The 24,751-nt window shown below is 40.8% G+C and carries 24 protein-coding genes and 1 other RNA gene; 20 read left to right on the top strand and 5 right to left on the bottom strand.

Translation table 11 applies throughout. The features are described from left to right. Positions 1-2: 2 nt before the first annotated feature. Together glyS and PCY09_RS06740 are read left to right on the top strand one after the other, a co-directional pair. On the top strand, positions 3-2,042 hold the full coding sequence (gene glyS, locus PCY09_RS06735) for a glycine--tRNA ligase subunit beta (protein WP_125396915.1): 2,040 nt from the start codon (positions 3-5) through the stop codon (positions 2,040-2,042). Positions 2,043-2,062: 20 nt separating this feature from the next. Then, entirely contained in the window at positions 2,063-2,320 is a 258-nt protein-coding gene (locus tag PCY09_RS06740; protein WP_008808564.1) for a DUF896 family protein, read from the top strand. A 215-nt stretch (positions 2,321-2,535) separates the two neighbouring features. Here PCY09_RS06740 and PCY09_RS06745 read toward each other — a convergent pair whose 3' ends face one another. Then, positions 2,536-3,075, bottom strand: a complete 540-nt coding sequence (locus PCY09_RS06745) for a DUF3278 domain-containing protein (RefSeq protein WP_125369397.1) — start codon at positions 3,073-3,075, stop codon at positions 2,536-2,538. 71 nt (positions 3,076-3,146) lie between these two features. After that, the gene (locus PCY09_RS06750) at positions 3,147-3,338 is read right to left on the bottom strand and encodes a helix-turn-helix transcriptional regulator (protein ID WP_125396916.1); all 192 of its coding nucleotides are present in this window, start codon (positions 3,336-3,338) and stop codon (positions 3,147-3,149) included. Between the two features lie 194 nt (positions 3,339-3,532). Between PCY09_RS06750 and rsmH the strand changes: the two genes are divergently transcribed. The 13 genes from rsmH (at position 3,533) to pepC (ending at position 17,053) form a co-directional block, all read left to right on the top strand. Continuing rightward, positions 3,533-4,483 carry a 16S rRNA (cytosine(1402)-N(4))-methyltransferase RsmH gene (gene rsmH, locus PCY09_RS06755; protein ID WP_125396917.1) on the top strand — a complete coding sequence of 317 codons (951 nt, stop codon included), beginning with the start codon at positions 3,533-3,535 and terminating at the stop codon, positions 4,481-4,483. A gap of 8 nt (positions 4,484-4,491) precedes the next feature. Further along, complete coding sequence (ftsL, locus tag PCY09_RS06760) at positions 4,492-4,812, top strand: cell division protein FtsL (protein ID WP_012000070.1); 321 nt, start codon at positions 4,492-4,494, stop codon at positions 4,810-4,812. A 3-nt stretch (positions 4,813-4,815) separates the two neighbouring features. Continuing rightward, positions 4,816-7,071 (top strand): penicillin-binding protein PBP2X, encoded by a 2,256-nt coding sequence (gene pbp2X, locus PCY09_RS06765; protein WP_125396918.1) that lies wholly within the window; start codon positions 4,816-4,818, stop codon positions 7,069-7,071. A gap of 1 nt (position 7,072) precedes the next feature. After that, a complete protein-coding gene (gene mraY, locus PCY09_RS06770) occupies positions 7,073-8,056 on the top strand; it encodes a phospho-N-acetylmuramoyl-pentapeptide-transferase (RefSeq protein ID WP_125396919.1) in 984 nt (327 codons plus the stop codon). Positions 8,057-8,155: 99 nt separating this feature from the next. Then, positions 8,156-9,499, top strand: a complete 1,344-nt coding sequence (locus tag PCY09_RS06775; protein ID WP_125396920.1) for a DEAD/DEAH box helicase — start codon at positions 8,156-8,158, stop codon at positions 9,497-9,499. A gap of 169 nt (positions 9,500-9,668) precedes the next feature. Next, positions 9,669-10,478, top strand: a complete 810-nt coding sequence (locus tag PCY09_RS06780; protein ID WP_125396921.1) for an amino acid ABC transporter permease — start codon at positions 9,669-9,671, stop codon at positions 10,476-10,478. Beyond that, complete coding sequence (locus PCY09_RS06785; protein ID WP_008808573.1) at positions 10,478-11,221, top strand: amino acid ABC transporter ATP-binding protein; 744 nt, start codon at positions 10,478-10,480, stop codon at positions 11,219-11,221. Before PCY09_RS06780 ends, PCY09_RS06785 begins: the two co-directional genes overlap by 1 nt. 105 nt (positions 11,222-11,326) lie before the next feature. After that, on the top strand, positions 11,327-11,551 hold the full coding sequence (locus PCY09_RS06790) for a DUF4059 family protein (RefSeq protein ID WP_045772959.1): 225 nt from the start codon (positions 11,327-11,329) through the stop codon (positions 11,549-11,551). Between the two features lie 63 nt (positions 11,552-11,614). Continuing rightward, positions 11,615-12,529, top strand: coding sequence for a thioredoxin-disulfide reductase (gene trxB / locus PCY09_RS06795; protein ID WP_061583681.1), 915 nt, complete (start codon positions 11,615-11,617; stop codon positions 12,527-12,529). A 221-nt stretch (positions 12,530-12,750) separates the two neighbouring features. Continuing rightward, the gene (locus PCY09_RS06800) at positions 12,751-14,211 is read left to right on the top strand and encodes a nicotinate phosphoribosyltransferase (protein ID WP_061601452.1); all 1,461 of its coding nucleotides are present in this window, start codon (positions 12,751-12,753) and stop codon (positions 14,209-14,211) included. Further along, positions 14,208-15,032 carry an ammonia-dependent NAD(+) synthetase gene (gene nadE, locus PCY09_RS06805; RefSeq protein WP_046165157.1) on the top strand — a complete coding sequence of 275 codons (825 nt, stop codon included), beginning with the start codon at positions 14,208-14,210 and terminating at the stop codon, positions 15,030-15,032. The genes PCY09_RS06800 and nadE overlap by 4 nt, the downstream gene beginning before the upstream one ends. A 47-nt stretch (positions 15,033-15,079) precedes the next feature. Beyond that, positions 15,080-15,640 carry a GNAT family N-acetyltransferase gene (locus PCY09_RS06810; protein WP_046165158.1) on the top strand — a complete coding sequence of 187 codons (561 nt, stop codon included), beginning with the start codon at positions 15,080-15,082 and terminating at the stop codon, positions 15,638-15,640. A 78-nt stretch (positions 15,641-15,718) separates the two neighbouring features. Beyond that, positions 15,719-17,053 (top strand): aminopeptidase C, encoded by a 1,335-nt coding sequence (gene pepC / locus PCY09_RS06815; protein ID WP_061601451.1) that lies wholly within the window; start codon positions 15,719-15,721, stop codon positions 17,051-17,053. A 111-nt stretch (positions 17,054-17,164) separates the two neighbouring features. Here the strand turns inward: pepC and pbp1a are convergent, their stop codons facing one another. Both pbp1a and recU read right to left on the bottom strand, forming a co-directional pair. Further along, complete coding sequence (pbp1a, locus tag PCY09_RS06820) at positions 17,165-19,303, bottom strand: penicillin-binding protein PBP1A (RefSeq protein ID WP_020992772.1); 2,139 nt, start codon at positions 19,301-19,303, stop codon at positions 17,165-17,167. Continuing rightward, the gene (gene recU, locus PCY09_RS06825) at positions 19,296-19,898 is read right to left on the bottom strand and encodes a Holliday junction resolvase RecU (protein WP_045634195.1); all 603 of its coding nucleotides are present in this window, start codon (positions 19,896-19,898) and stop codon (positions 19,296-19,298) included. Before recU ends, pbp1a begins: the two co-directional genes overlap by 8 nt. 65 nt (positions 19,899-19,963) lie before the next feature. Between recU and PCY09_RS06830 the strand changes: the two genes are divergently transcribed. The 5 genes from PCY09_RS06830 to PCY09_RS06850 all read left to right on the top strand — a co-directional run bounded on the left by PCY09_RS06830 (position 19,964) and on the right by PCY09_RS06850 (position 24,027). Beyond that, complete coding sequence (locus PCY09_RS06830; protein WP_125396923.1) at positions 19,964-20,491, top strand: DUF1273 domain-containing protein; 528 nt, start codon at positions 19,964-19,966, stop codon at positions 20,489-20,491. A 69-nt stretch (positions 20,492-20,560) separates the two neighbouring features. Then, a complete protein-coding gene (gene gpsB, locus PCY09_RS06835) occupies positions 20,561-20,911 on the top strand; it encodes a cell division regulator GpsB (RefSeq protein ID WP_012000085.1) in 351 nt (116 codons plus the stop codon). A gap of 14 nt (positions 20,912-20,925) precedes the next feature. Beyond that, positions 20,926-21,291, top strand: an RNA gene (gene rnpB / locus PCY09_RS06840) — RNase P RNA component class B. Positions 21,292-21,451: 160 nt separating this feature from the next. Then, positions 21,452-22,609, top strand: a complete 1,158-nt coding sequence (locus PCY09_RS06845) for a class I SAM-dependent RNA methyltransferase (RefSeq protein ID WP_045634194.1) — start codon at positions 21,452-21,454, stop codon at positions 22,607-22,609. A 5-nt stretch (positions 22,610-22,614) separates the two neighbouring features. Then, complete coding sequence (locus PCY09_RS06850) at positions 22,615-24,027, top strand: cell division site-positioning protein MapZ family protein (protein ID WP_301556700.1); 1,413 nt, start codon at positions 22,615-22,617, stop codon at positions 24,025-24,027. Positions 24,028-24,087: 60 nt separating this feature from the next. Here PCY09_RS06850 and PCY09_RS06855 read toward each other — a convergent pair whose 3' ends face one another. Beyond that, positions 24,088-24,570 (bottom strand): S-ribosylhomocysteine lyase, encoded by a 483-nt coding sequence (locus PCY09_RS06855; protein ID WP_008808586.1) that lies wholly within the window; start codon positions 24,568-24,570, stop codon positions 24,088-24,090. Between the last annotated feature and the right edge of the window lie 181 nt (positions 24,571-24,751).

The following is a 24,751-nucleotide window of genomic DNA, read 5'->3' on the forward strand; positions in this document are numbered from 1 at the left end:
TCATGGTAAAAAATTTATTAGTTGAATTAGGCTTGGAGGAAATGCCAGCCTATGTCGTGACACCGAGCATGAAGCAGCTGCGCGACAAGATGGGAGCCTTCCTGACAGACCATCGTCTGACTTTTGAGAAAATTGAAATGTTCTCCACACCGCGTCGTTTAGCGGTGCGCGTGGTTGGCTTGGCGGACAAGCAGTCTGATTTGACAGAAGATTTCAAAGGCCCTTCTAAGAAAATTGCTCTGGATGCTGATGGCAACTTTACCAAGGCTGCAGAAGGTTTTGTTCGTGGTAAGGGCTTGACGGTTGAGGACATTACTTTTCGTGAAATCAAGGGCGAAGAATACGTCTATGTGACCAAGGAAGAGATCGGTCGCCCTGTAGAGGAGATCATCCCGGCAGTGACAGAAGTTTTGCAAGCTCTGACCTTCCCTGTCAGCATGCACTGGGCCAACAATACTTTTGAATACATCCGCCCGGTCCACACCTTGACTGTACTCTTAGATGAGCAGGTCTTTGACTTGGATTTCTTGGACATCAAGAGCGGTCGTACTAGCCGGGGACACCGTTTCTTGGGTCAAGAAACGGAGATTGCTTCAGCGAATTCCTATGAAGATGACCTATGGGCTCAGTTTGTCATTGCCAGTCCTCTTGAGCGGGGAGATATGATTGTCGAGCAGATTCGAGCACTGGAAGAGGAGCACGGGGTTTCTATCGAGATTGACGAAGACTTGCTCAATGAAGTCTTGAATCTGGTAGAATATCCAACTGCTTTCCTGGGTAATTTTGATGCCAAATACTTAGAGGTGCCAGAGGAAGTCTTAGTCACTTCTATGAAAGAGCACCAGCGTTACTTTGTTGTGCGCGATGCTGAAGGCAAGCTTTTACCACACTTCATCTCTGTCCGCAATGGAAATGCAGAGCACTTGGAAAATGTCATCAAGGGAAATGAGAAAGTCTTGGTGGCTCGTCTGGAAGATGGAGAATTCTTCTGGCGGGAAGACCAAAAGTTGGCTATTGCTGACTTGGTTGAAAAACTTGGCAATGTGACCTTCCACGAAAAGATTGGCTCTCTGGCAGAGCACATGGAGCGGACTGGCAAGATTGCTGCTCTCTTGGCACAAGAAGCAGGATTGGATGCTGATGAGACAGCCGACTTGGCTCGTGCAGCGGCTATTTATAAGTTTGACCTGCTGACTGGCATGGTTGGGGAATTTGATGAGCTTCAAGGTATCATGGGTGAAAAGTATGCTCTTCTGGCTGGTGAGAATGCTGCAGTGGCGGCTGCTATTCGGGAGCACTATATGCCGACTTCAGCCGATGGCGAATTACCTGACACCAAGGTCGGTGCGGTCTTGGCTCTGGCTGATAAGCTGGATACCATTCTGTCCTTCTTCTCAGTTGGACTGATTCCAAGCGGTTCCAATGACCCTTATGCTCTGCGGCGTGCGACTCAGGGTGTTGTGCGTATCTTGGACAAGTTTGGCTGGAACATTGACTTGGCTCAGCTTCTTGGTCGACTTTACGAACTCAAGTTTGATAGCCTAAGCTATGACAATCAAGAGGCGGTGCTGGACTTCTTCCGTGCACGTGTTGAGAAGATGATGGATCGCAGCATTCCAAAAGATATCGTGACATCTGTTCTTCAAAGTACTCATTTCGTTGTACGCGATTTGGTAGAAACAGCAGCGCTTCTAGCAGAAAAAGCTCAGGAAGATAACTTCAAGTCAGCAGTGGAAAGCCTATCTCGAGTCTTTAATCTAGCTGAGAAAGCCCAAGGGCAGACAGCTGTAAACCCAGCTCTCTTTGAAAATCAAGAGGAAAAAGACCTAGCTGAAGCCATTGAAGCAGTAGAGCTGACATCTGACTTAACTGCTAATCTGGATCAACTCTTTGCCCTCAGTCCAGTTATTGACGCTTTCTTTGACCATACCATGGTTATGGCAGAAGATGAGGCTGTGCGTAACAACCGCCTAGCTCTCCTAGCGTCTTTGACGGCCAAAGCTGGACAGCTGGCGCAGTTTAATCAGATTAATACCAAATAAAAGGTAAGAGAGGTAGAATCATGGATCCTAAAAAAATTGCCCGTATTAATGAACTGGCTAAAAAGAAAAAAACGGAAGGCTTAACTGCTGAGGAAAAAGTGGAACAAGCCAAGCTTCGTGAAGAGTATATCGAGGGCTACCGTCGCTCTGTTCGCCATCACATCGAAGGTATCAAGATTGTCGATGAAGATGGCAATGATGTGACGCCTGAGAAGTTGCGTCAAGTTCAGCGCGAGAAAGGTCTTCATGGCCGCAGTCTAGATGATCCAAATTCATAAAAAAATAGTTGACATTTCAGTGCATAAGCTGAAATGCCAACTATTTTATTTTTTCTTCCTTTTTAAGAGTTTATAGCTGATGTAGAGAATGGCGACGCAAGTGAAGGTTAGAATCCAAAAAAGAACTGGATCTGTTGTGGTCCTCAGAAAGAAGAGGCAGACTAGAAAAATAGCAAATAGTAGAATTAAGATAGTATTTTTATAAGATTGAAGGTTCATTCTTCTTCCTCCCTTTTTTGTGCTTGACGAATTTTTCCTTTGGCAATAAAATGCATAATCAGTCCAAATCCAAGACCAGCAGCTAATCCAGCTATAATAAGTTTAGGTTGAAGCAAAACTTGTAGGATATCTTTCTTTTCCATGACAGCTATCATGATGCTAAAGAGAGGGTAGAAGAGCAGCCAATAAGAGAAGCCTGCTTTGAGACCAGCATGTTTCATAGCTTTTTCTTCTTTTTCATCCTGAAGTCCTAGCTCTAGATTATCAATTCCTTTGCGCCGTGCTTGAATGACTATATAGACACAGAAGCCGAGGATAAGGATTTCCAGCAGGATAGGATAAGCAACAGCGATAATTTTAGGCCATCGAAAAGCCAGTGGAAAGGCGATGGCATTGCCAAAAATCAGAATAAAGAAAAGCCAAATAAAGCCTATATTTCCTAGATGCTCAGCCTGTTGGCGTTTTTGCTCGTCCAAAGGTCCAGTAATGCCGTAAAATCGTTTAATCATCTTGTCTGAGAATGTTTCTTTTTTCATTTTTTAGTCCTTTCTTTAGGTATGAAATTTGCTGCAGATAAAGACTCGTAGGCATCTGCCTCGTCGTTCTGTCAGCTGGACTCCCAAAAGAGGGCGTTGAGGTCAGTATCTAGCGTTTTTGCTAGATTGATGCAGAGCTCGAGGGTGGGGTTGTATTTGTTGTTTTCAATCATATTGATAGTTTGCCGCGATACCCCGATAGACTTGGCCAACTCTAGCTGAGACATCTTTTTTTCTTTTCGAAATTCTTTGACACGATTCATTACACCCTTCCTTTCTATTTTTTTATCACCTTTATCACCAGTCAAATGTCGTGTATATTTGACTTTTAAAATAGTATAATCCTTTTTGGAGATTGTGTCAAGTATATGCGACAAAAACTTAGGATTATTTTTCCTGGTCCTACTTTTTCTTTAAAATTTTTTTTTGCTTTTGATTATGGTATAATAGATAAGATATGACAAATGAATTTCATCATGTAACCGTTCTTCTTCATGAAACTATTGATTATTTAGATGTTAAACCTGATGGGGTGTATGTTGATGCGACCTTAGGTGGGGCAGGCCATAGTGAATATTTACTAAGTAAGTTAAGTCCCAAGGGGCATCTCTATGCTTTTGATCAAGATGCGACAGCTATTGAACATGCCAAAAAACGTTTAGCACCATACATCGAAAAAGGCATGGTTACTTTTGTGCAGGATAATTTCCGTCATCTCAAACTACAGTTAGAAAAACTTGGTGTAGATGAGATTGATGGCATTTGTTATGATTTAGGGGTTTCAAGCCCCCAATTAGATGAGCGAGAACGTGGTTTTTCTTATAAACAAGATGCACCATTGGATATGCGTATGAATCGTCATGCGGATTTTAGCGCTTATCAAGTAGTTAATGACTATGATTATCATGATTTAGTGCGTATTTTCTTTAAATACGGTGAAGATAAATTTTCAAAGCAAATTGCTCGTAAAATTGAGCAAGCTAGGCAGATCAAGCCGATTGAAACGACGACAGAGCTTGCAGAGATTATCAAATCTGCCAAGCCAGCCAAGGAATTAAAGAAAAAAGGGCATCCAGCCAAGCAGATTTTTCAAGCCATTCGGATTGAGGTCAATGATGAGCTAGGAGCAGCTGATGAGTCTATTCAGCAAGCAATTGATTTATTGGCGGTAGATGGTCGGATTTCAGTCATCACCTTTCATTCTTTGGAAGATCGCTTGACCAAGCAACTTTTTAAAGAGGCTTCGACAGTAGACGTGCCAAAGGGCTTGCCTTTTATTCCAGATGACTTGAAACCTAAACTGGAATTAATCAGTCGCAAGCCAATTTTGCCGAGTGCAGAAGAGCTTGAGATGAATAATCGAGCACATTCAGCCAAATTGCGTGTGGCGCGAAAAGTACACAAGTGAGGGAATAAATGCCAAATAACAGCCAAGAAACGAGAGGACAGCAGCTCCAATCACGGATTAAAAAGTTCACTCGTATTGAGAAAGCATTTTATGCTTCGATTATCTTGACAGCGATTATTATTGCCGTTAGTGTTGTCTTTATGCAAACAAAACTCTTGCAAGTTCAGCATGATTTGACGGACTTGAATGTCCAGGTCAGCACTAAGCAGGTTGAAATTAATAACGCCAAGCAAGAGATTAATGATTTAACTCGTAAGGAAAGACTGTCTGGCCTGGCCAGCTCTCAGGAAATGACCTTGCAAAATGCAATCGTAAAAACGGCGGAATAAAGCATGAAGAATAAGATTTTAAGGTATGCTTTAAAAAATCGAAAAACAGCTAATATGAATCGAAAACAAGTGGGGAAAAATCTGAGTATCCTGACTGTTTTTCTTTTCTTTGTTTTTTTGATTAACTTTGCTATCTTGATTGGGTCTGGTCGAAAATTTGGAGTGGACCTGGTGGCAGAGGCTAAAAAAGTTTACCAGATTCAAAAAACAGTACAGGCTAAGCGGGGAACGATTTATGATCGGAACGGCAATGCCATTGCAGAAGATTCAACGACTTATAATCTCTATGCCATTATTGATAAAAAGTATAAGTCAGCTACAGGAGAGATTCTCTATGTAGAGCCCTCTCAGTATGAGACGGTTGCTCAAATTCTACACGATAAGTTAGATATTGAGACCGATTATGCCAAGAGCCAGCTATCACAGGAAAAATTGACTCAGGTCTATTTTGGTGCTAAAGGAAATAATATTCCTTATGCAACGATGACAGATATTAAGAAGTCTATGGAAGATGCTGGCGTTAAAGGAATCAGTTTTGATACCAGCCCTAGCCGAAGCTATCCAAATGAAACCTTTGCTTCTCAGTTTGTCGGTATTGCCCAATTGGAAGAAAATGAAGATGGATCTAAAAGTCTGCGTGGTTCAACAGGTTTGGAGTATTCCTTGGATAAAATCTTGGCTGGACGGGATGGCCTAGTGACCTATGAGCGCGATAAAAATGGAAATATTGTGCCTGGTTCAGACCAAGTCTCTGTGGCAACAGAAAATGGTAAAGATGTTTATACGACTATTTCTAGCCATCTACAAAGCTATCTAGAGACAAGAATGGATATCTTCCAGGAAAAGGTCAAAGGGAAATTTGTGTCTGCAACACTGGTTAGTGCTAAGACAGGTGAAGTTTTGGCAACAACTCAGCGCCCAAGTTTTAATGCAGATACCAAGGAAGGTCTGTCTAAAGACTTCAATTGGTCAACCTTGCTTTATCAAAGCCCTTATGAGCCTGGATCAACTATGAAAGTATTTACCTTGGCTAGTGCTATCGATAATCATACTTTCCCTGCCAATGAAACCTACTTTAATGACGAGTTTCAAATCGAGGATACAACCATCAAAGACTGGGGAGTCAATATGGGGCTCTCAACAGGTCAGACCCTGACTTATGCTCAAGGATTTGCCTATTCAAGTAATATCGGTATGGCCCGTCTGGAGAAAAAGATGGGAGATGATAAGTGGCGTGATTATTTAGATAAATTCAAGTTTGGTGTTCGTACGCGGTTTGGCATGATGGGCGAAGATGTCGGTAATCTTCCGGATAAAAATGTCGTTACAACTGCAATGAGTTCCTTTGGTCAAGGGATTAACGTAACGCAGGTTCAAATGCTACGTGGTTTTACTGCAATTGCTAACGACGGTGTCATGTTGGAACCTAAATTTATCAGTGCCATTTATGATTCGGCCACTAACAGTGCCCGCAAGGGAACAAATGAAATCATAGGAAATCCAGTTTCTAAAACAGCAGCTCAAGAGACTCGTAAGTATATGATCACTGTTGGGACAGATCCAAATTTTGGTACCTTACAGACAAATGGAGTGCCGGTCATTCAGGTTCCAGGTCAAGATGTAGCGGTCAAGTCTGGTACGGCCCAGATTGCAGCAGAAGCTAAGGACGGAGGCGGATACTTGGAAGGCGAATACATCTATTCAGTAGTTGCTATGACGCCAGCTGAAGATCCTGATTTCATCATGTATGTGACAGTGAAGCAGCCTGAGGAGAAGTTCTATCCAGATTTATGGAAAGAAGTCGTTAATCCTCTTTTGGAAGAAGCAGTTGCCATGAAAGATACCCTTGGTTTAACGACTCCAACGCATGTCTTGGATAATGTGATTACTGAAACCAAGTACACTATGCCTAAAACAAAAGAAAAGGGCAAAGATAAATCACCGGGTTCTTATGCTGAAGAGCTACGTCGTAATTTGGTTCAGCCGATTATCCTTGGTACAGGAAGTAGCATCACTAAATTATCTGTTGAAGCAGGTAAGAATGTTGCTTCTAACCAGCAAGTCCTTCTTCTAACAGATGAGCTGGATGACATGCCAGACATGTACGGTTGGACGAAAGAGAACGCATCAACCTTTGCCAAATGGTTAGATATAAAGGTTACCTACAAAGGTGAAGGTTCGAAGGTTGTTGGACAGAGTGTAAAAGCCAATACCTCTATCAAGAACCTCAAAGAAATAACAATAACACTAGGAGAGTAAGATGCTTACAGCTATAATTGCAGGAATTACTACTTTGATTTTAACAATTATTGGAATCCCTGCCTTTATTCGTTTTTATCAAAAAGCCCGCATTTCCGGGCAACAAATGCACGAAGATGTCAAACAGCACCAAGCCAAAGCTGGAACACCGACTATGGGAGGAACTGTTTTCCTCTTGGCTTCGATTGTAGCTAGTTTTGTCATTGCACTATTTTCAGGAAATCTTTCTAGCAGCGTTACAACGATTTTGTTTATTCTGTTCTTGTATGGTTTAGTTGGCTTTTTAGATGATTTCTTAAAAGTTTTCCGTCGAATCAACGAGGGACTAAATCCTAAACAAAAACTATTCTTGCAGCTGGTGGGCGGCGTGGTTTTCTATCTCTTTTTTGAACGCCACGGCGGTGGGGATATGCTGAACGTTTTCGGTTTTCCACTGGAATTAGGTTTTCTTTATATTTTCTTTGTTCTCTTTTGGTTGGTTGGTTTTTCCAATGCAGTCAACCTAACTGATGGAATTGACGGTCTTGCAAGTATTTCCGTCGTGATCAGCTTGGGAGCTTATGCGGTTATTGCGTTAGAACAAAAGCGTTTTGATCTTCTGATTGTGATCTTTAGTATGATTGGTGGCCTGCTTGGCTTCTTCGGATTTAACCATAAACCTGCTAAGATCTTTATGGGAGACGTAGGTAGTCTGGCTCTAGGAGGTATGCTGGCGGCTCTCTCTATTGCCCTCCATCAAGAATGGACCTTGCTTTTGATTGGGATTGTCTACGTATTTGAAACAGCTTCAGTCATGCTCCAAGTTACTTACTTTAAGATGACAGGTGGTAAGAGGATTTTCCGAATGACTCCAGTTCACCATCATTTTGAACTTGGTGGTTTTTCTGGCCGTGGTAAGGCTTGGAGTGAATGGAAGGTGGATTTTCTCTTCTGGGGAATAGGCCTTGTTGCAAGTTTGATTGCTCTAGCAATTTTGTATTTGTAAGAAAAAGGAGAACGATTGTTCTCCTTCTTTTCATATAAATGGCTATAAATCCATAATTTCTGTTATAATAGATAGGACTACTAAGGATAAGAGGAAAAAATGAAATTTACAGAATTTACTTTTAAAAATTATATTCAGGAGGCTTTAGAGGATCTAAAGTTTGTTGAAGCAACAGAGGTACAGGAGAAGTTGATTCCAGTTGTTTTGTCTGGGTGCGACCTTGTCGGTGAATCAAAGACAGGTTCTGGGAAGACCCATACTTTTCTGCTACCGATTTTTCAAAAGCTGAATGAAGATGAGGATCACGTACAAGTTGTGATTACGGCACCAAGCCGTGAGTTAGCCACCCAGATCTATCAAGCAACTAGACAGATTGCTTCTTTTTCTGATAAGGAAATTCGTGTTGCTAATTATGTAGGAGGGACTGACAAGGCTCGTCAAATTGATAAGCTAGAATTTAACCAACCTCACATTGTTATCGGGACACCTGGACGAATCTATGACTTGGTCAAGTCAGGAGATTTAGCTATTCATAAGGCCAAGACCTTTGTTGTGGACGAGGCGGATATGACACTAGATATGGGTTTCTTAGAAACAGTGGATAAAATCGCCTCAAGCTTGCCAAAAGATTTACAATTTTTGGTATTCTCAGCGACTATTCCGCAGAAGCTACAGCCTTTCTTGAAGAAATATCTGTCCAATCCGGTCATGGAGCAAATCAAGACTAAAACGGTTATTTCTGATACAATCGAAAATTGGCTGGTCTCAACAAAAGGGCGCGATAAAAATGCGCAGATTTATGAAATTAGCCGAATCTTACAGCCTTATTTGGCTATGATTTTTGTCAATACCAAGACAAGAGCAGATGAGCTACACAGTTATTTGCTTGCTCAAGGCTTGAAAGTGGCTAAGATTCACGGTGATATTGCACCTCGTGAGCGTAAGCGGATTATGAATCAAGTGAAAAATCTGGATTTTGAATATATTGTTGCGACTGACCTAGCAGCAAGGGGAATTGATATTGAGGGGGTCAGTCATGTCATCAATGATGCTATTCCGCAGGACCTGTCTTTCTTTGTCCATCGAGTGGGAAGAACAGGACGCAATGGACTTCCTGGTACGGCCATTACGCTTTATCAGCCAAGTGATGACTCTGATATTCGTGAATTAGAGAAACTGGGTATCAAGTTCATTCCTAAGATGATAAAGAACGGTGAATTTCAGGACACTTATGATCGAGATCGACGAGCCAACCGCGAAAAGTCTTATGAGAAGCTCGATACAGAAATGATTGGTTTGGTTAAAAAGAAAAAGAAGAAAATCAAACCTGGTTATAAGAAAAAAATTCAGTGGGCTGTCAATGAAAAACGTCGTAAGACCAAGAGGGCTGAAAGTCGTGCTCGAGGTCGTGCAGAACGCAAGGCCAAGCGCCAAAGCTTCTAGTCATAAAATTTGCTTATACCCTTGATAAATAATTTATACTGTTCGATATAAAAATGGTGTGATAGACTAGAGTATACTGGTCTATCTTTTTTCTTGTGTTATTCAGATACAGTAAACCGAGTAAAAGAGCATAGACCTTCTTAAATGAGAATGATGAAAGGATTGAATGATGAACGCAAGTTTAGTTATATTAGCCTCTAACTGGTATCAGGAATTAATGAAGTCCATTCCAGATGGCCAAAATTTTAGTTTAAGATCTGTTTTTGATGCCCTGCCAAGAATTATTGAAAAATTACCAACAACTTTATTTTTAACACTGGGCGGCGCCCTTTTTGGTTTGGTTTTGGCTCTTCTGTTTGCTATTGTCAAAATCAACCGTGTCAAAGTTCTGTACCCTATTCAGGCTTTGTTTGTCAGCTTTTTAAGGGGGACACCTATCTTAGTCCAACTGATGCTTACCTATTATGGGATTCCTATAGCTCTAAAGGTAATTAATCAACGATTTGGAACAGCTTTTAATATCAATGCAATCCCAGCCTCAATCTTTGCTGTTGTTGCTTTCGCCTTTAATGAGGCAGCATATGCTAGCGAAACTATCCGGGCAGCAATTCTCTCTGTCAGTGAAGGAGAAATTGAAGCAGCTAGAAGTTTGGGAATGACCAATACCCAAGTATATCGTCGTGTGATTATTCCTAATGCAGCAGTTGTAGCTACACCAACCCTGATCAACTCCTTGATTGGTTTGACCAAAGGAACTTCATTAGCCTTTAGTGCTGGAGTGGTCGAAGTATTTGCTCAAGCCCAAATTTTAGGTGGTTCAGATTACCGTTATTTTGAGCGCTTCATTTCAGTCGCTCTAGTCTATTGGGTTGTCAATATTATGATTGAGCAATTTGGCCGCTTTATCGAAAGAAAAATGGCCATCCAAACGCCAGCTGCAATTGATTCAGGAATTCAAGCGAAAGGAGATATCCTTTAATGATTCACATTTTTAACCTCAGTAAATCTTTCTCTGGTCAAGCGGTATTGGATAATCTTAGTTTGGATATCCAAAAAGGAGAAGTTATTGCCCTGATTGGTTCATCTGGGGCTGGTAAATCCACCTTTCTTCGCAGTTTGAATTACTTGGAAACTCCAGATAGCGGTATCATTGAGATTGATGATTTTAGAGTTGATTTTTCCCAAATTACTCAGGAGGAAATCTTAACACTTCGTAGAAAATTAGCCATGGTTTTCCAGCAGTTTAATCTATTTGAGAGACGGACTGCTCTGGAAAATGTAAAAGAAGGCCTGCTCGTTGTCAAGAAACTATCGGATGAAGAAGCTACTAAAATAGCTAAAGAAGAATTGGCCAAGGTAGGTTTATCAGATCGAGAAAATCATTATCCCCGTCATTTATCAGGTGGTCAAAAACAGCGGGTAGCTTTGGCAAGGGCTCTAGCCATGAAACCTGATGTTCTCCTGCTTGATGAACCTACATCTGCTCTGGATCCTGAGCTTGTCGGCGAAGTAGAAAGATCCATTGCTGATGCTGCAAGATCTGGTCAAACAATGATTTTGGTTAGTCATGATATGTCCTTTGTTTCACAGGTTGCTGACAAGGTTCTCTTTTTAGATAAGGGGCATATTATTGAAGGTGGTAAGCCTGATGAGATTATGAATAATCCGAAAGAAGAACGGACGAAAGAGTTTTTTGCTAGTTACAAACGAACCTATATTTGATATAATGGAGAAAAGATAACTCGGTTGGTTTTACCAGCTGAGTTTGTTTTGAGCGAAATAAGCATGACTTATTGGACATAAATAGACCAAAACATAGGAGATTAAATGTTAAAGCAAATTTTTTCTCTCTATATAGAGAGTCTTCTTTTGACAACAGCCCTAATCGGCGGTTTGTCAGGGATTTTAATTTTAGCCAGAATGGCTAGTCGCAAGGATAAGACAGCAAAGGCACGACAGGCGCATTTGTTTGATGTACTTTTGATTGATATTATGACTATACCTATTTTATCTTTTGCGGTTATGGGCATTCTCTTAGTGCTGAAAGCATAATGCTTGCAAAAGTTTTTTATTGGCGTTAGAATAATTATTATTACAACAAAAGAAGGTGGAGTCATGTACGATACAATTATTATTGGAGCAGGTCCTGCAGGAATGACAGCGGCGCTTTATGCTGCAAGAAGCAACCTAAAAGTTGCCTTACTGGAAGCTGGTATTCCAGGCGGACAAATGAACAATACAGCGGATGTTGAAAACTATCCTGGCTATGCCCTGATTAGCGGCCCAGAATTGGCTGAAAAGATGTTCGAGCCATTGGAAAATCTCGGAGTAGAGCATGTATTTGGTCATGTTCAAAGAATTGAAGATCAGGGTGATTTTAAAAAAGTTATCACAGAAGATGAAGTTTATGAAAGTAAGACTGTTATTATTGCAACAGGGGCCTTTCACCGTCAGCTCAATGTGCCAGGTGAGGCTGAATTTAATAGCCGGGGTGTTTCTTACTGTGCAGTTTGTGATGGAGCTTTTTTCCGTGATGAAGACTTACTAGTTGTCGGTGGAGGTGACTCGGCAGTTGAGGAAGCCATTTTCTTGACCCAGTTTGCTAAAAGTGTGACCATTGTTCACCGTCGTGATCAATTACGCGCACAAAAGGTTTTGCAAGATCGTGCCTTTGCTAATGAAAAAATTAGTTTTGTCTGGGATTCAGTCGTTGAAGCTATTCATGGTAACGAGCGTAAGGTGACTGGAGTAACCTTTAAAAATATTAAGACAGGTGAAACTAGCCAAGCAGATTTTGGTGGTATCTTCATTTATGTCGGTTTGGATCCAGTTAGTGAATTTGTAGCTGATTTGGGTATAAGAGATGAATCAGGTTGGATTGTGACAGATGACCATATGAAAACATCAGTAGCTGGTATCTACGCAATCGGAGATGTTCGTCAAAAAGACTTACGCCAGATTACGACAGCAGTAGGTGATGGAGCGATTGCGGGTCAAGAAGCTTATAAATATATCACTGAACATGAATAAAACCGAAAACCTTGTTAGTTTATGACTAACAAGGTTTTTTGATTTGTTGAAGCTTTTGAGGCATAATTGTGGAGTGGTTTATTAGAAATTAAATAGATATTAGCTAAATTGGAGAAAGAATGATTTTAATTTTCTAATTGCCGGACTATTTCCCTATAACCTCTTAATTGTAAATTTATGATATAATAAGTAAAATCCATGCAGTTTATAAAGGAGAAAATATGTTTCCAGATGATAGTTTAACCTTACATACAGACTTGTATCAAATCAATATGATGCAGGTTTATTTCAATCAGAATATCCATAACAAACGTGCAGTCTTTGAAGTTTTTTTCCGTAAGAATCCTTTTAATAACGGCTACGCTGTCTTTGCGGGCTTAGAAAGAATTATTTCCTATCTCAATAATCTGACGTTCAGCCAGAGTGATTTAGACTATCTTGAGTCCTTGGGTTATCATGGAGACTTCTTAGATTACTTACGGAATTTAAAGATGAGCCTTAGTGTACGGTCGGCTCAGGAAGGGGACTTAGTTTTTGCCAATGAGCCAATTGTGCAAGTGGAAGGTCCTCTGGCTCAGTGTCAGCTTGTGGAGACCGCCCTGCTCAATATCGTTAATTTTCAGACCCTGATTGCCACTAAGGCAGCCCGTATCCGTTCTGTTATCGAAGATGAGCCCCTGATGGAGTTTGGAACTCGCCGTGCTCAAGAAATGGATGCAGCTATCTGGGGAACTCGGGCTGCTGTGATTGGTGGAGCCAACGGTACCAGTAATGTTCGAGCGGGTAAGCTCTTTGATATTCCTGTTTTAGGAACCCACGCTCATGCCCTTGTTCAAGTTTACGGTAATGATTATGATGCCTTTAAAGCTTATGCCGAAACTCACCATGATTGTGTATTTTTGGTAGATACTTATGATACATTGCGTTTGGGTGTTCCGGCAGCCATTCGAGTTGCGCGTGAGCTGGGTGATAAGATTAAATTCCTAGGTGTTCGTATTGACTCAGGTGACCTTGCCTATATTTCTAAGAAGGTTCGGCAGCAATTAGATGAAGCTGGCTTCCCTGATGCTAAGATTTATGCGTCCAATGATCTGGATGAAAATACCATTCTCAACTTGAAAATGCAAAAAGCTAAGATTGATGTTTGGGGCGTGGGTACCAAGTTGATTACGGCTTATGATCAGCCGGCTTTAGGAGCAGTTTATAAGATTGTTGCTATTGAAGATGAGAATGGAAAATTGCGCAATACCATCAAGCTGTCCAATAATGCTGAAAAAGTTTCGACTCCAGGTAAGAAGCAGGTTTGGCGCATTACCAGTCGGGAAAAAGGTAAGTCTGAAGGAGACTACATTACCTATGAAGGCATTGATGTCAATGGCTTGGAAGAGCTGGAAATGTTCCATCCTACCTACACTTACATTAATAAGACAGTTAAGGATTTTGATGCTGTGCCGCTATTGGTAGATATTTTCCAAGAGGGAAATCTCGTTTACAAAAAGCGGAGCCTGACTGAGATTCAAGCTTATGCCCGTAAGGAATTTGATAAACTCTGGGATGAGTACAAGCGGGTTCTTAATCCACAGGATTATCCAGTTGACCTGGCTCGTGATATCTGGCAGGATAAGATGGACTTGATTGACCAGATGCGTAAGAAAGCCTACCAGACAGGAGCAGAAAAATGAGCCTACAAGAAGAAATCATCGCTCAATTGGGCGTCAAACCTATCATTGACCCGGAGGAAGAAATCCGCAAGTCGGTCGACTTTCTCAAGGCCTATCTGAAAAAGCACCCTTTTTTGAAAAGTTATGTTCTGGGAATTTCTGGTGGTCAGGATTCAACCTTGGCTGGTCGCTTAGCTCAGCTGGCTATAGAGGAAATGCGGGCTGAGACTGGTGATAATAGCTACCGCTTTATCGCTGTTCGTCTGCCTTACGGTGTTCAGGCAGATGAAGATGATGCTCAAAAGGCTCTGGCTTTTATCCAGCCTGATGTCAGTTTGACAGTCAATATCAAGGAATCTGCTGATGCCATGACAAAGGCTGTGGAGGCAACGGGTGCCACAGTCTCTGATTTTAACAAGGGCAATATCAAGGCCCGCAGCCGTATGATTGCCCAGTATGCTTTGGCTGGTTCGTACAGCGGGGCTGTCATTGGGACCGATCACGCAGCAGAAAATGTCACGGCCTTTTTCACCAAGTTTGGGGATGGCGGAGCAGATATCTTACCGCTTTACCGTCTCAATAAACGACAAGGCAAGCAGCTTTTGGCCACTTTAGGAGCTGATCCTGCCCTCTATGAAAAGGTACCGACGGCTGATTTGGAAGAGGAAAAACCTGGGATTGCGGATGAAGTCGCTCTGGGAGTGACCTATAATGAAATTGATGATTATCTCGAAGGTAAGTCTGTTTCAGCTCAAGCCCAAGAAACTATCGAATCTTGGTGGCATAAAGGACAGCACAAACGCCATTTGCCGATTACGATTTTTGATGAATTTTGGAAGTGAAAATCTCTATTAAAACTTTTTAGTTTGCGCTAAGAAACGAGGAAGCTATGAAAAAGATTGGTACACAGTCCATTGAAACCAAACGTCTTTTACTAAGACCTTTTCTGGAATCGGATGCTCAAGCTATGTATGACAACTGGGCTTCTCGTCCGGATAATTTGTTACATGTGACCTGGGATGCTCACGAGAGTCCTGAAGTCACCCAACAGTCTATTGCTCGCTGGGTTGAGAATTATCAAAACTTAGATTTTTACAAGTGGGGCATCTGCCTGAAAGAAAATCCTGAACAAGTGCTTGGTGATATCAGTGTGGTTGATAGAGATGATACGGTCAATGATTGCGAGGTCGGTTACATTTTAAGTAAAGACTATTGGGGGCAGGGGCTGATGACAGAAGCTTTGAAAGCTGTTTTGAACTATCTCTTGCAAGACGCAGGATTCAATCGTGTCACAGCAAGATTTGTAACAGCCAATCCAGCTTCGGGGCGTGTTATGGCTAAGGCTGGAATGAGCTACGAAGGTACTTTCCGTCAGGCTGTATTTCATAAAGGACAAGTCAAAGATTTTTCCGTCTATGGCATCCTAAAATCTGATTTAGAAAAAGGCTAGGACTCTTTTGTCTAGCCTTTTTACTTGCACTCCTTTTTTAAAGTTCTATAATAGATGTATAATGACAAGGAGGATTCTATGAAGTCGTTAGAACAAGATTTTACAGATAAGTTGTATGCTGCTTATGAAGCTAATCCTAAGTTTGTAGCAATGGAAAATGCCATCAGCCATAATGGTCTTTTGACGTCCTTGGAGAAGCGAAGCAGTGCTGTGGAAAACACGCCAGTCTTTTCACTGGATCTCACTAAGGATAAGGTTAGCGACCAGAAAGCGTCTGGGCGCTGTTGGATGTTTGCAGCTCTTAATACCTTCCGCCACAAGATGATTGCTGGTTTCCAATTGGAAGATTTTGAACTATCTCAGGCCCACACCTTCTTTTGGGATAAATATGAAAAATCCAACTGGTTCTTAGAGCAGGTGCTGGCAACCGCTGACCAAGAATTGACTAGTCGCAAGGTTAAGTTTCTCTTAGATACGCCTCAGCAGGATGGCGGTCAATGGGATATGGTTGTTTCTCTTTTTGAAAAATATGGCGTCGTACCCAAGTCAGTCTATCCAGAGTCAATTTCTTCTAGCAACAGCCGTGAGCTCAATCAGATTCTTAATAAACTCCTGCGTCAGGATGCACAGATTTTGCGAGAATTAGTGGCAGAAGGTGCAAACTCGGCTGAACTTCAGGCTAAGAAAGAAGAACTTCTCCAGGAAGTCTTTAACTTCCTAGCTATGAATTTAGGTTTACCGCCTCGCCAATTCGACTTCTCTTATCGCGATAAAGATAACAATTTTCATAGTGAGAGCGGATTGACACCACAAGTTTTCTTCAAAAAATATGTTGATCTCAAATTAGACGATTATGTCTCTATCATCAATGCGCCAACTGCAGACAAGCCTTATGGTCAGTCTTATACAGTTGAGATGCTGGGTAATGTCGTTGGTAGCAAGCCGGTTCGTTATTTGAATGTTGAAATGGACAGACTAAAAGAGCTGGCTATCGCCCAAATGCGAGCTGGCGAAACCGTATGGTTTGGTTCTGATGTTGGACAGTCTAGCAATCGTAAAGCGGGTATTATGGCTGACGGCATGTATGACTTTACTTCTAGTATGGATATCCAGTTGACTCAAGACAAGGCAGGACGTTTGGACTATAGCGAAAGTCTGATGACTCATGCAATGGTTTTGACAGGGGTTGACTTGGATGAAAATGGAAAAGCCAATAAATGGAAGGTCGAGAACTCTTGGGGCGAAAAGGTTGGTAACAAGGGTTACTTTGTAGCCTCTGACTCTTGGATGGATGAATATACCTACCAGATCGTAGTGCGCAAAGAATTTCTGACTGAAGCGGAATTAGCTGCTTATGAATCAGAGCCTATTGTCTTGGCTCCGTGGGATCCAATGGGAGCCTTAGCCCTATAAAAGAATATTTATGAAGAAGGTCCTTATAGCTATATAAGGCCTTTTCTAAATAAAAAAACTCTATCTTCTCATATGAGAGAAGATAGAGTTTTTATGTTGATCTTCCAAACATTAGCGCTGGCCGTTATTAATTTGCGGTTTGCTTTCTTGAGGGTTGGAAGTAGAGGATGAACTTGATTCGGAAGTAGTAGAAGATTCCGAACTACTTGAAGAAGACTCTTCCTCAGAAGAAGATGATTCTTCTGAAGTTGAAGAAGGTTGGATATAGTATCGATATGGATTAGATCCGTTTAGGTATAGATAGTAACCAACTCGATAAACCCCATTTGGTTGCTCCCAGTCTTCGTTTCCATTGGTATTCAAGAAAGTCATCATAGACCGATAGACATCAGTTGCAACCTTGACCCCATCATCAAGAACTGGTGTCAATCGGTTTGAATAACCAGTCCATACAGCCATTGAATACTGAGGAGTGTAACCGACGAAGAGTTCATCTGGAGTTACAATACTAGAGCCGTAATAAGGTTTTGTAAGTTTGGTTAATTCATCGTCTGCATAGTTAGAAGTACCAGTTTTCCCAGCCTGATAGACACCAGAAATTGCTGCATTTGTACCTGTTCCGGATGTCAAAACAGTTTTCATCATATCTGTCATCATGTAGGCTGTTGTTTCTTTCATGGCTCTTGAACCTTCGTTAGAGAAGACTTTTTCAGTACCATCGCTAAAGACAATTCTATTGACATATTGAGGTTTGTAGTAGGTTCCTCCATTAGCAAAAGCTGCATAGGCCGCAGCCATCTTCTCACTGCTTGCGCCATATTCGTTTCCAGATTTGTTGGTATTACTTGAAATAGCATTTGAATAGTGCATTTCTGGATAGTTGATACCAATCTTATTCAAGAACTTAAGTGCTTGTTTGAGACCAACGGCTTCTAAAGTTTTAACAGCTGGAACGTTCCGTGATTCTTGGATGGCATATTGCATGGTTATATTACCATAATAGCGCATATCCCAGTTGTAGACAGGGGTGCTAGAGCCAGGGAAATTATAAGGGGCATCTGCAATAGTTGCAGATGTTGCACTATAGACCCCATCTTCGATGGCTGGTGCATAGTCTGTGATAGGTTTCATAGTTGAACCCCAGTCCCTATTGGTTTCAACGGCTTGGTTCGTACCAAATGAAACATTAGTAGACTGTTTACGAGCTCCAAGCTGAGCAATGACTTTACCATTTGTTACATCCATAACCGTGGAAGCAACTTGAAGTTCATCGTCTGGGTAGTTAACATAGGTATCGGAGTTATAGATCTCCCACAGTTGCTTTTGAGCGTCAGTATTGACATTGGTGTAGACTTCCATACCAGTAGTCAGCAAGTTATAGCCTGTTTCTTTTTCGACCTGCTCGATAACTTGTTTTAAATAGTTATCCATATATGCTGGATAAGATGCAGAGCTCTTCAAGCTTTGCAAACCGTCAGTAACAGGAGTATTGATAGCTTGTTCATACTGTTCAGCAGTGATGTATTTCAGTTGGTACATCTCAGATAAAACCAGGTTACGGCGTTGAAGTGCTGCTTCTGGTTGAGAGTATGGATCATACTGGTTTGGAGCTTGGGGCATTCCGGCAAGCAAGGCTAATTGAGGCAAGCTTAGGTCTTTTAAGTCCTTGCCATAAAAACTTTGTGCTGCTGTCTGCATCCCATAGTTCCCATTAGACATGTAAACCTTATTGACATAATAGGTCAGAATTTGTTGCTTTGTAGCTTTTCTTTCTAGTTGGAAAGCCAGCCAAGCTTCCTGAGCTTTACGTGAGACTGTCTGGTCTGCTTTTGAGGTAGAAAAATATGTCAGTTTGATCAACTGTTGGGTCAAGGTAGAACCACCCTGAAGTCCATTTGATCTCTTAAGAATATTATTAAAGATAGAGCCGATAATCCGAATAGAGTCCACTCCACGGTGATTGAAGAAACGATGGTCTTCAATAGCAACAATAGCATTGACCAAATCAGTTGGAATTTGATCAGTGGTTACATTTACGCGCTTTTCAGATCCCAAATCTGCAATAAGGTTATTTTGGCTATCATAAATTTTGCTGGAAGTAGTAGCAACGAGCTTGCTCTCTGATAACTCAGGGGCCTTGCTCACATAGTAGAAGAAGAGACAACTTCCTATCAGAAGTCCCAAAAGAAAGAGTGAGATAAGGCCGCTTGCAACCCATTTTAGGGCAGTGATTAAGGTTTGTTTATTCATTAGAGTGACCACCTAGTAAATTTTTTGAGATTATATCAAGATAAGGTACGCTGGGAAGGATGTTTTGTTCAATGAGATAACCATGTTTCTGAATATAATCCAGGGGCATGGATTTCCCACCCTTATCAATCTTGTAAAACTCAATTAAGTAGGGAGCAGGAAGGAGGTAGGTTTCCTTCAGGCTAGAAAAGTGAAGTAAGACAAAGCAAATTCCGCCTTGATTGAGCACTTGATCCATATGCTCAATCTGGTGTGCATGAAAGTTCTTCATAGGCATGGATTGTTTTTGCCGCGTTTCCTTGGCTTCAAAGTCAATATAATGCCCACGGTAAACTCCCGAGTAGTCCGTAGTAGATGCTTGGCGAAAGTAGGCCTCGACAATCTTGGCACGGCTTCGCTTAGGATAATCGACTTTGACAATTTGCACGGGTGTAGGCTTTTTATGAATAACAGCTAATCCACGGCTAAGATAATAGTCATTGGTGTCGTTAATCATTTTTTCGAAAGTCATTCCCCGATTAGCGAAATCGACAGTCCCTTTTTTCACCTTTTTTATGTTATTTTTAGATGTAAGCTTATTCGGATAGTTGACCATAAAACTCCTTATTGGTACAATAACATCACTCTATTATACCATAAATCATTGTAAAAGGATAAAAAATGGTCAGTGTACTTGTTGTAGGCTATAAAGCCTTTGATTTAGGAATCTTTGGCGACAAGGATCAACGCTTGAAAATTATCAAAGCAGCTATTCGCAGGGATTTGATCTATCTCTTAGAAAATGGCATGAAATGGCTGGTTTTTACTGGGAACTTGGGCTTCGAAGTCTGGGTTCTGGAAGTTGCCAAGGAATTACAGGAAGAATATAATTTTCAATTGGCGACAATCTTTATTTTTGAAAACCAAGGTGAAAATTGGAATGAGGCTAACCAAGAAAAATTAGCCAACTTCAAAAATGTTGATTTTATCAAATATGCTTATCCTAGCTATGAAAACCCCAGTCAATTTCGTACCTATAATCAATTTTTGTTAGAGAGCACGGATGGCGCTTATCTATTCTACGATGAAGAAAATGAGACAAAGCTCAAGTATCTTTACCGAATGATGAAGGAAAATAAACAATATCATATCAAAAAATTAACATTTGATGACTTAAATGAGATGGCGGCAAATTTTTCTGAAATTTAAAGTTTATACCTTGATTTTTCTCTTCCTTTTCGTATATAATGATAATAATAAACCAGATTGGAGAGAGAAATGGCTAGTATTATTTTTACACCTAAAGATATTTTTGATCAAGATTTTAAAACAGCAGTACGTGGATATAGTAAGCAAGAAGTAGATGAGTTTTTAGATGATGTGATCAAAGACTATGAAACTTATTCAGCTTTAGTGAAGGAATTACGTGAAGAAAATAGCCGTTTAAAACAAGAACTTTCTAAGCGTATGCAGGAAGCTCCAAATTCAACTGCTTCTCAGGTTCATCAGTCATTTGGAGACACAACTCAAACGACAATTACCAATTTTGATATCTTGAAACGACTAAGCCGTTTGGAAAAAGAAGTGTTCGGTAAGCAAATTCAAGCGAGCGAATTAAATCAATTGTAATTATAAGACGTGCAATTTTTGGATAATCGCATGAAAAGTTATTTTTCATGAGGAAAGTCCATGCTAGCACTGGCTGTGATGCCGGTAGTGTTTGTGCTAGGCGAAACAATAAGCCTAGGGACGGATTTTTCCGTTACGGCGGATGAAACAGCTAAGTCTCTTGATATGCTGGAGTAGGCCTGAAAGTGCCACAGTGACGTAGTTTTTGTGGAAACACAAGAAGTGGAACGCGGTAAACCCCTCAAGCTAGCAACCCAAACTTTGGTCGGGGCATGGAATGCGTGGAAACGAACATTGCATTCTGACTGGAAACAGTAGACAGATGATTATCGAAGGAAATGGTGCCTAGTCATTTCTGGAACAAAACATGGCTTATAGAAAATTGCATATAGGTGGAGGCTAGGGCTTGGTTCTTAGCCTCTAATTATAGTGAAATATACTTTAAAAAGTTAGGGACAGCAACTTTTCCTGATGTAAGTAAATCTCAAGTCGGCTATCTCAGTATATGGATAGACGCTTCCCCTTTGTTTTGAGGAAATAATGAAAAAAACATTTGACTTAATAGCGACAGCTGCAGCAGGTCTAGAAGCAGTAGTTGGTCGTGAAATTAGAAATCTTGGAATCGATTGTCAGGTTGAAAATGGTCGTGTTCGTTTTGAAGGAGACGTTCAAACGATTATTCAAACCAATCTTTGGCTGAGGTCGGCAGACCGGATCAAAATCATTGTTGGGACTTTTCCTGCCAAGACTTTTGAAGAGCTTTTTCAAGGTGTCTTTGCACTTGATTGGGAAAACTACCTACCCTTAGGCGCAAAATTCCCTATTTCGAAAGCGAAATGTGTCAAGTCCAAACTTCACAATGAACCCAGCGTTCAGGCAATTTCTAAGAAAGCCGTTGTGAAGAAGTTGCAGAAACACTATGCGCGTCCTGAAGGGGTTCCCCTTATGGAAAATGGACCTGAATTTAAGATTGAAGTTTCTATTTTAAAAGATTTGGCGACAGTCATGATTGATACGACGGGGACTAGCTTGTTTAAGCGTGGTTATAGGACAGATAAGGGTGGAGCACCAATTAAGGAAAATATGGCAGCTGCCATTCTTCTCTTATCCAATTGGTATCCTGATAAACCTTTAGTTGATCCAACATGTGGCTCTGGAACTTTTTGTATAGAGGCTGCTTTGATTGGTAAAAACATTGCTCCTGGTCTCTATCGCTCTTTTGCTTTTGAAGAATGGAATTGGATAGATCGAGCACAGATTCAGAAAGCAAAAGCTGATGCTCGTTTGCAAATTAAGCAGGATATTCGATTGGATATTGCTGGATCAGATTTGGATGCGCGTATGATTGATATTGCCAAGAAGAATGCTGAAAAAGCTGGAGTGGCAGACTGTATTTGCTTTAAGCAAATGAGGTTGCAAGACTTGCACACTAACAAAATCAATGGTGTAATTATCTCAAATCCTCCCTATGGGGAAAGGCTTTTGGATGATACGGCTGTTACAAAACTCTACCAGGAAATGGGGCAGACTTTTGCACCATTAGAAACATGGAGTAAATTTATTCTGACCAGTGATGAGGCTTTTGAAAGTAAATATGGAAGTCCAGCAGATAAAAAGAGAAAACTCTATAATGGAACCTTGAAGGTTGATTTATATCAATATTTTGGACAAAGAGTCAAACGAAAACTTGAAGAGTAGAAAGGATGACTATGAGTAAGGAAAATACAAAGCCTGAAAGCCAAGAGCAAGAATCTATTTTAGATTTTGAAGAAGCTAAGGAAATGACTATTGGTCAGGCTGCCAGAAAAAGTGAAGAATTAGAAGCTGGCGTCAAAGAAGATGATAGTGTTTTAGACAAATATATCAAGCAGCATCGTCAAGAAATTGAAGCTGGAAAGTATACAGCGACGGTTCAAGCTCAAAAGAAACAAGACGAAAAGGCAGAAGAAGCGAAAAAAGAAACAGTTTCAACTGATGAGACGAAAGAAGAAGTTATAGCTTCTCCTAAAAGTTCTGGATTAGAAGCTGAGGTCAGCCAAGCTTTTGCTGACGAGCCTGAAGATAAGACTCAAGTGGACATGGAGACTGTTGCTCCAGTAACTACACCGGTTACTGAGGATTCTTATGAAGATGATGATGAAAAGACCGGTTCTGATAGTAAAAAGGTCATCTACGCTCTAGTGGCTCTTCTGGCGGTGGCTGGAATTGCGGCAACTGCTTACTTTGCGATGAATCGAAATCAGGCTGGTAAAACAGTAACGAGCTCCAGCAGTCAATCAAGTAAAAAAACTAGTTCAAGTAGTTCAAGTTCTGAAAACAAGGCCTTGAAAAAATTTAATGATTTATACGATTCTTTCTTTACTGATAAGAATAAATTGGCTCTTAAAAACAGTAGCTTTGCCAACTTGGATCAATTAAAAACGGCACTTGAAGCCCTAAAAAATGATAAGGAATATACGGTTGCTAAGGCTAAATATGATAGTCTTGTAAAACAAATCTCAGCAATTCAAGCAGTCAATTCTCAGTTTGAAACAGCTGCGATCAAAGATGGCGTTTTGGATACCAATGCAAAAGTTAAGGGAGACGCGACTTTTACTGAAGCTAAAACGGGTAATGATAATTTAGATAAGTTAATCAGCTCTGCCATTAGTCAAGGAAAGGGTCAGCAAACAGTCTCTCAATCAGCTGGAGGTCAAGGGACTCCTTCAAATACAGCTCCAGCACCTGCTGAAACAACTCCAACAGCACCGACCACTAATAATGCGGATCAAGGCGTAATCACTGGTGGTTCTACTGGATATGGAGGACTGTCCAGCACTGGTGTGGCTCTGCAGAGAAATCTAAGCCGTGTTCCTTATAATCAGGCTGTGATTGATGATGTCAATAATCCCGCTTGGGTCTTTAATCCAGGTATTTTGGAAAAAATCTTAAAAATTTCACGGGAACGTGGCTATATTACTGGCGATCAATATATCATCGAACGTGTCAATATTATAAAAGGAAATGGCTACTATAATCTTTTTAAACCAGATGGAACCTATCTCTTTAGTATCAACTGTAAAACGGGTTATTTTGTAGGAAATGGTCCGGGTTATGCGGATTCTCTAGACTATTAGAAACAAATAAAAAATCTCAAGCTAAAAAATTAGTCTTGAGATTTTTTTGTTATTAAAGGATCAAATAACATGGCGTTCGAAAGCATTATCCGATATGCCTTGTTTGAGGATTAACTTAGCCCACTCTTTGGCAGAAAAGAGGCTGTGATCTTTATAGTTTCCGCAAGACTCAATCGTAGTTCCTGGGACGTCCTCCCAAGTAGTGGTTTCAGCGATTTCTTCAAGGCATGATTTGATCACTTGGGCGATTTCGGATGGGGTATGACGTCCCCACATGATCATATGGAAACCAGTTCGACAACCAAAAGGAGAGCAATCAATCATTCCATCAATGCGTTTACGGATAAGCATGGCCAGCAGGTGTTCAATGGTATGGAGACCTGCAGTTGGAATGGAATCTTCATTTGGCTGGACAAGTCGGATATCAAAATTGGAAATGACATCTCCTTTTGGTCCGCTTTCTTCTCCAATGAGTCGTACATAAGGGGCCTTAACGATTGTGTGATCAAGCTCGAAACTTTCAACAATAACTTCTTTAGACATAAAAGTCTCCTTTGTAATCAATTTCTATAGTTTGATTATATCAAATATTTTTGCAAAAAAATAATTTTTGACAAGAATAAAGGTGTCACAAGGCTTTGCCAAAAACTTAATAAAATAATATAAGAAATCGCTCTCTTTTTTACCAAAATCAGTTTGTTAATTTATCAAATTTATGATAAAA

Origin of the sequence: Streptococcus sp. SG2, assembly GCF_030439925.1 — a bacterium.
GTDB classification, from domain to species: domain Bacteria; phylum Bacillota; class Bacilli; order Lactobacillales; family Streptococcaceae; genus Streptococcus; species Streptococcus gordonii.

What these genes read in the sequence shown, in the direction of transcription:
- recU (WP_045634195.1), bottom strand. Translation starts at nt 19,898, where the DNA reads ATGGTCAACTATCCGAATAAGCTTACATCTAAAAATAACATAAAAAAG.
- PCY09_RS06850 (WP_301556700.1), top strand. Translation starts at nt 22,615, where the DNA reads ATGACTATGAGTAAGGAAAATACAAAGCCTGAAAGCCAAGAGCAAGAA.
- PCY09_RS06745 (WP_125369397.1), bottom strand. Translation starts at nt 3,075, where the DNA reads ATGAAAAAAGAAACATTCTCAGACAAGATGATTAAACGATTTTACGGC.
- trxB (WP_061583681.1), top strand. Translation starts at nt 11,615, where the DNA reads ATGTACGATACAATTATTATTGGAGCAGGTCCTGCAGGAATGACAGCG.
- PCY09_RS06750 (WP_125396916.1), bottom strand. Translation starts at nt 3,338, where the DNA reads ATGAATCGTGTCAAAGAATTTCGAAAAGAAAAAAAGATGTCTCAGCTA.
- pbp1a (WP_020992772.1), bottom strand. Translation starts at nt 19,303, where the DNA reads ATGAATAAACAAACCTTAATCACTGCCCTAAAATGGGTTGCAAGCGGC.
- PCY09_RS06800 (WP_061601452.1), top strand. Translation starts at nt 12,751, where the DNA reads ATGTTTCCAGATGATAGTTTAACCTTACATACAGACTTGTATCAAATC.
- pbp2X (WP_125396918.1), top strand. Translation starts at nt 4,816, where the DNA reads ATGAAGAATAAGATTTTAAGGTATGCTTTAAAAAATCGAAAAACAGCT.
- rsmH (WP_125396917.1), top strand. Translation starts at nt 3,533, where the DNA reads ATGACAAATGAATTTCATCATGTAACCGTTCTTCTTCATGAAACTATT.
- PCY09_RS06775 (WP_125396920.1), top strand. Translation starts at nt 8,156, where the DNA reads ATGAAATTTACAGAATTTACTTTTAAAAATTATATTCAGGAGGCTTTA.
- nadE (WP_046165157.1), top strand. Translation starts at nt 14,208, where the DNA reads ATGAGCCTACAAGAAGAAATCATCGCTCAATTGGGCGTCAAACCTATC.
- PCY09_RS06830 (WP_125396923.1), top strand. Translation starts at nt 19,964, where the DNA reads ATGGTCAGTGTACTTGTTGTAGGCTATAAAGCCTTTGATTTAGGAATC.
- pepC (WP_061601451.1), top strand. Translation starts at nt 15,719, where the DNA reads ATGAAGTCGTTAGAACAAGATTTTACAGATAAGTTGTATGCTGCTTAT.
- PCY09_RS06780 (WP_125396921.1), top strand. Translation starts at nt 9,669, where the DNA reads ATGAACGCAAGTTTAGTTATATTAGCCTCTAACTGGTATCAGGAATTA.
- PCY09_RS06785 (WP_008808573.1), top strand. Translation starts at nt 10,478, where the DNA reads ATGATTCACATTTTTAACCTCAGTAAATCTTTCTCTGGTCAAGCGGTA.
- PCY09_RS06740 (WP_008808564.1), top strand. Translation starts at nt 2,063, where the DNA reads ATGGATCCTAAAAAAATTGCCCGTATTAATGAACTGGCTAAAAAGAAA.
- ftsL (WP_012000070.1), top strand. Translation starts at nt 4,492, where the DNA reads ATGCCAAATAACAGCCAAGAAACGAGAGGACAGCAGCTCCAATCACGG.
- mraY (WP_125396919.1), top strand. Translation starts at nt 7,073, where the DNA reads ATGCTTACAGCTATAATTGCAGGAATTACTACTTTGATTTTAACAATT.
- PCY09_RS06790 (WP_045772959.1), top strand. Translation starts at nt 11,327, where the DNA reads ATGTTAAAGCAAATTTTTTCTCTCTATATAGAGAGTCTTCTTTTGACA.
- PCY09_RS06855 (WP_008808586.1), bottom strand. Translation starts at nt 24,570, where the DNA reads ATGTCTAAAGAAGTTATTGTTGAAAGTTTCGAGCTTGATCACACAATC.
- glyS (WP_125396915.1), top strand. Translation starts at nt 3, where the DNA reads ATGGTAAAAAATTTATTAGTTGAATTAGGCTTGGAGGAAATGCCAGCC.
- PCY09_RS06810 (WP_046165158.1), top strand. Translation starts at nt 15,080, where the DNA reads ATGAAAAAGATTGGTACACAGTCCATTGAAACCAAACGTCTTTTACTA.
- gpsB (WP_012000085.1), top strand. Translation starts at nt 20,561, where the DNA reads ATGGCTAGTATTATTTTTACACCTAAAGATATTTTTGATCAAGATTTT.
- PCY09_RS06845 (WP_045634194.1), top strand. Translation starts at nt 21,452, where the DNA reads ATGAAAAAAACATTTGACTTAATAGCGACAGCTGCAGCAGGTCTAGAA.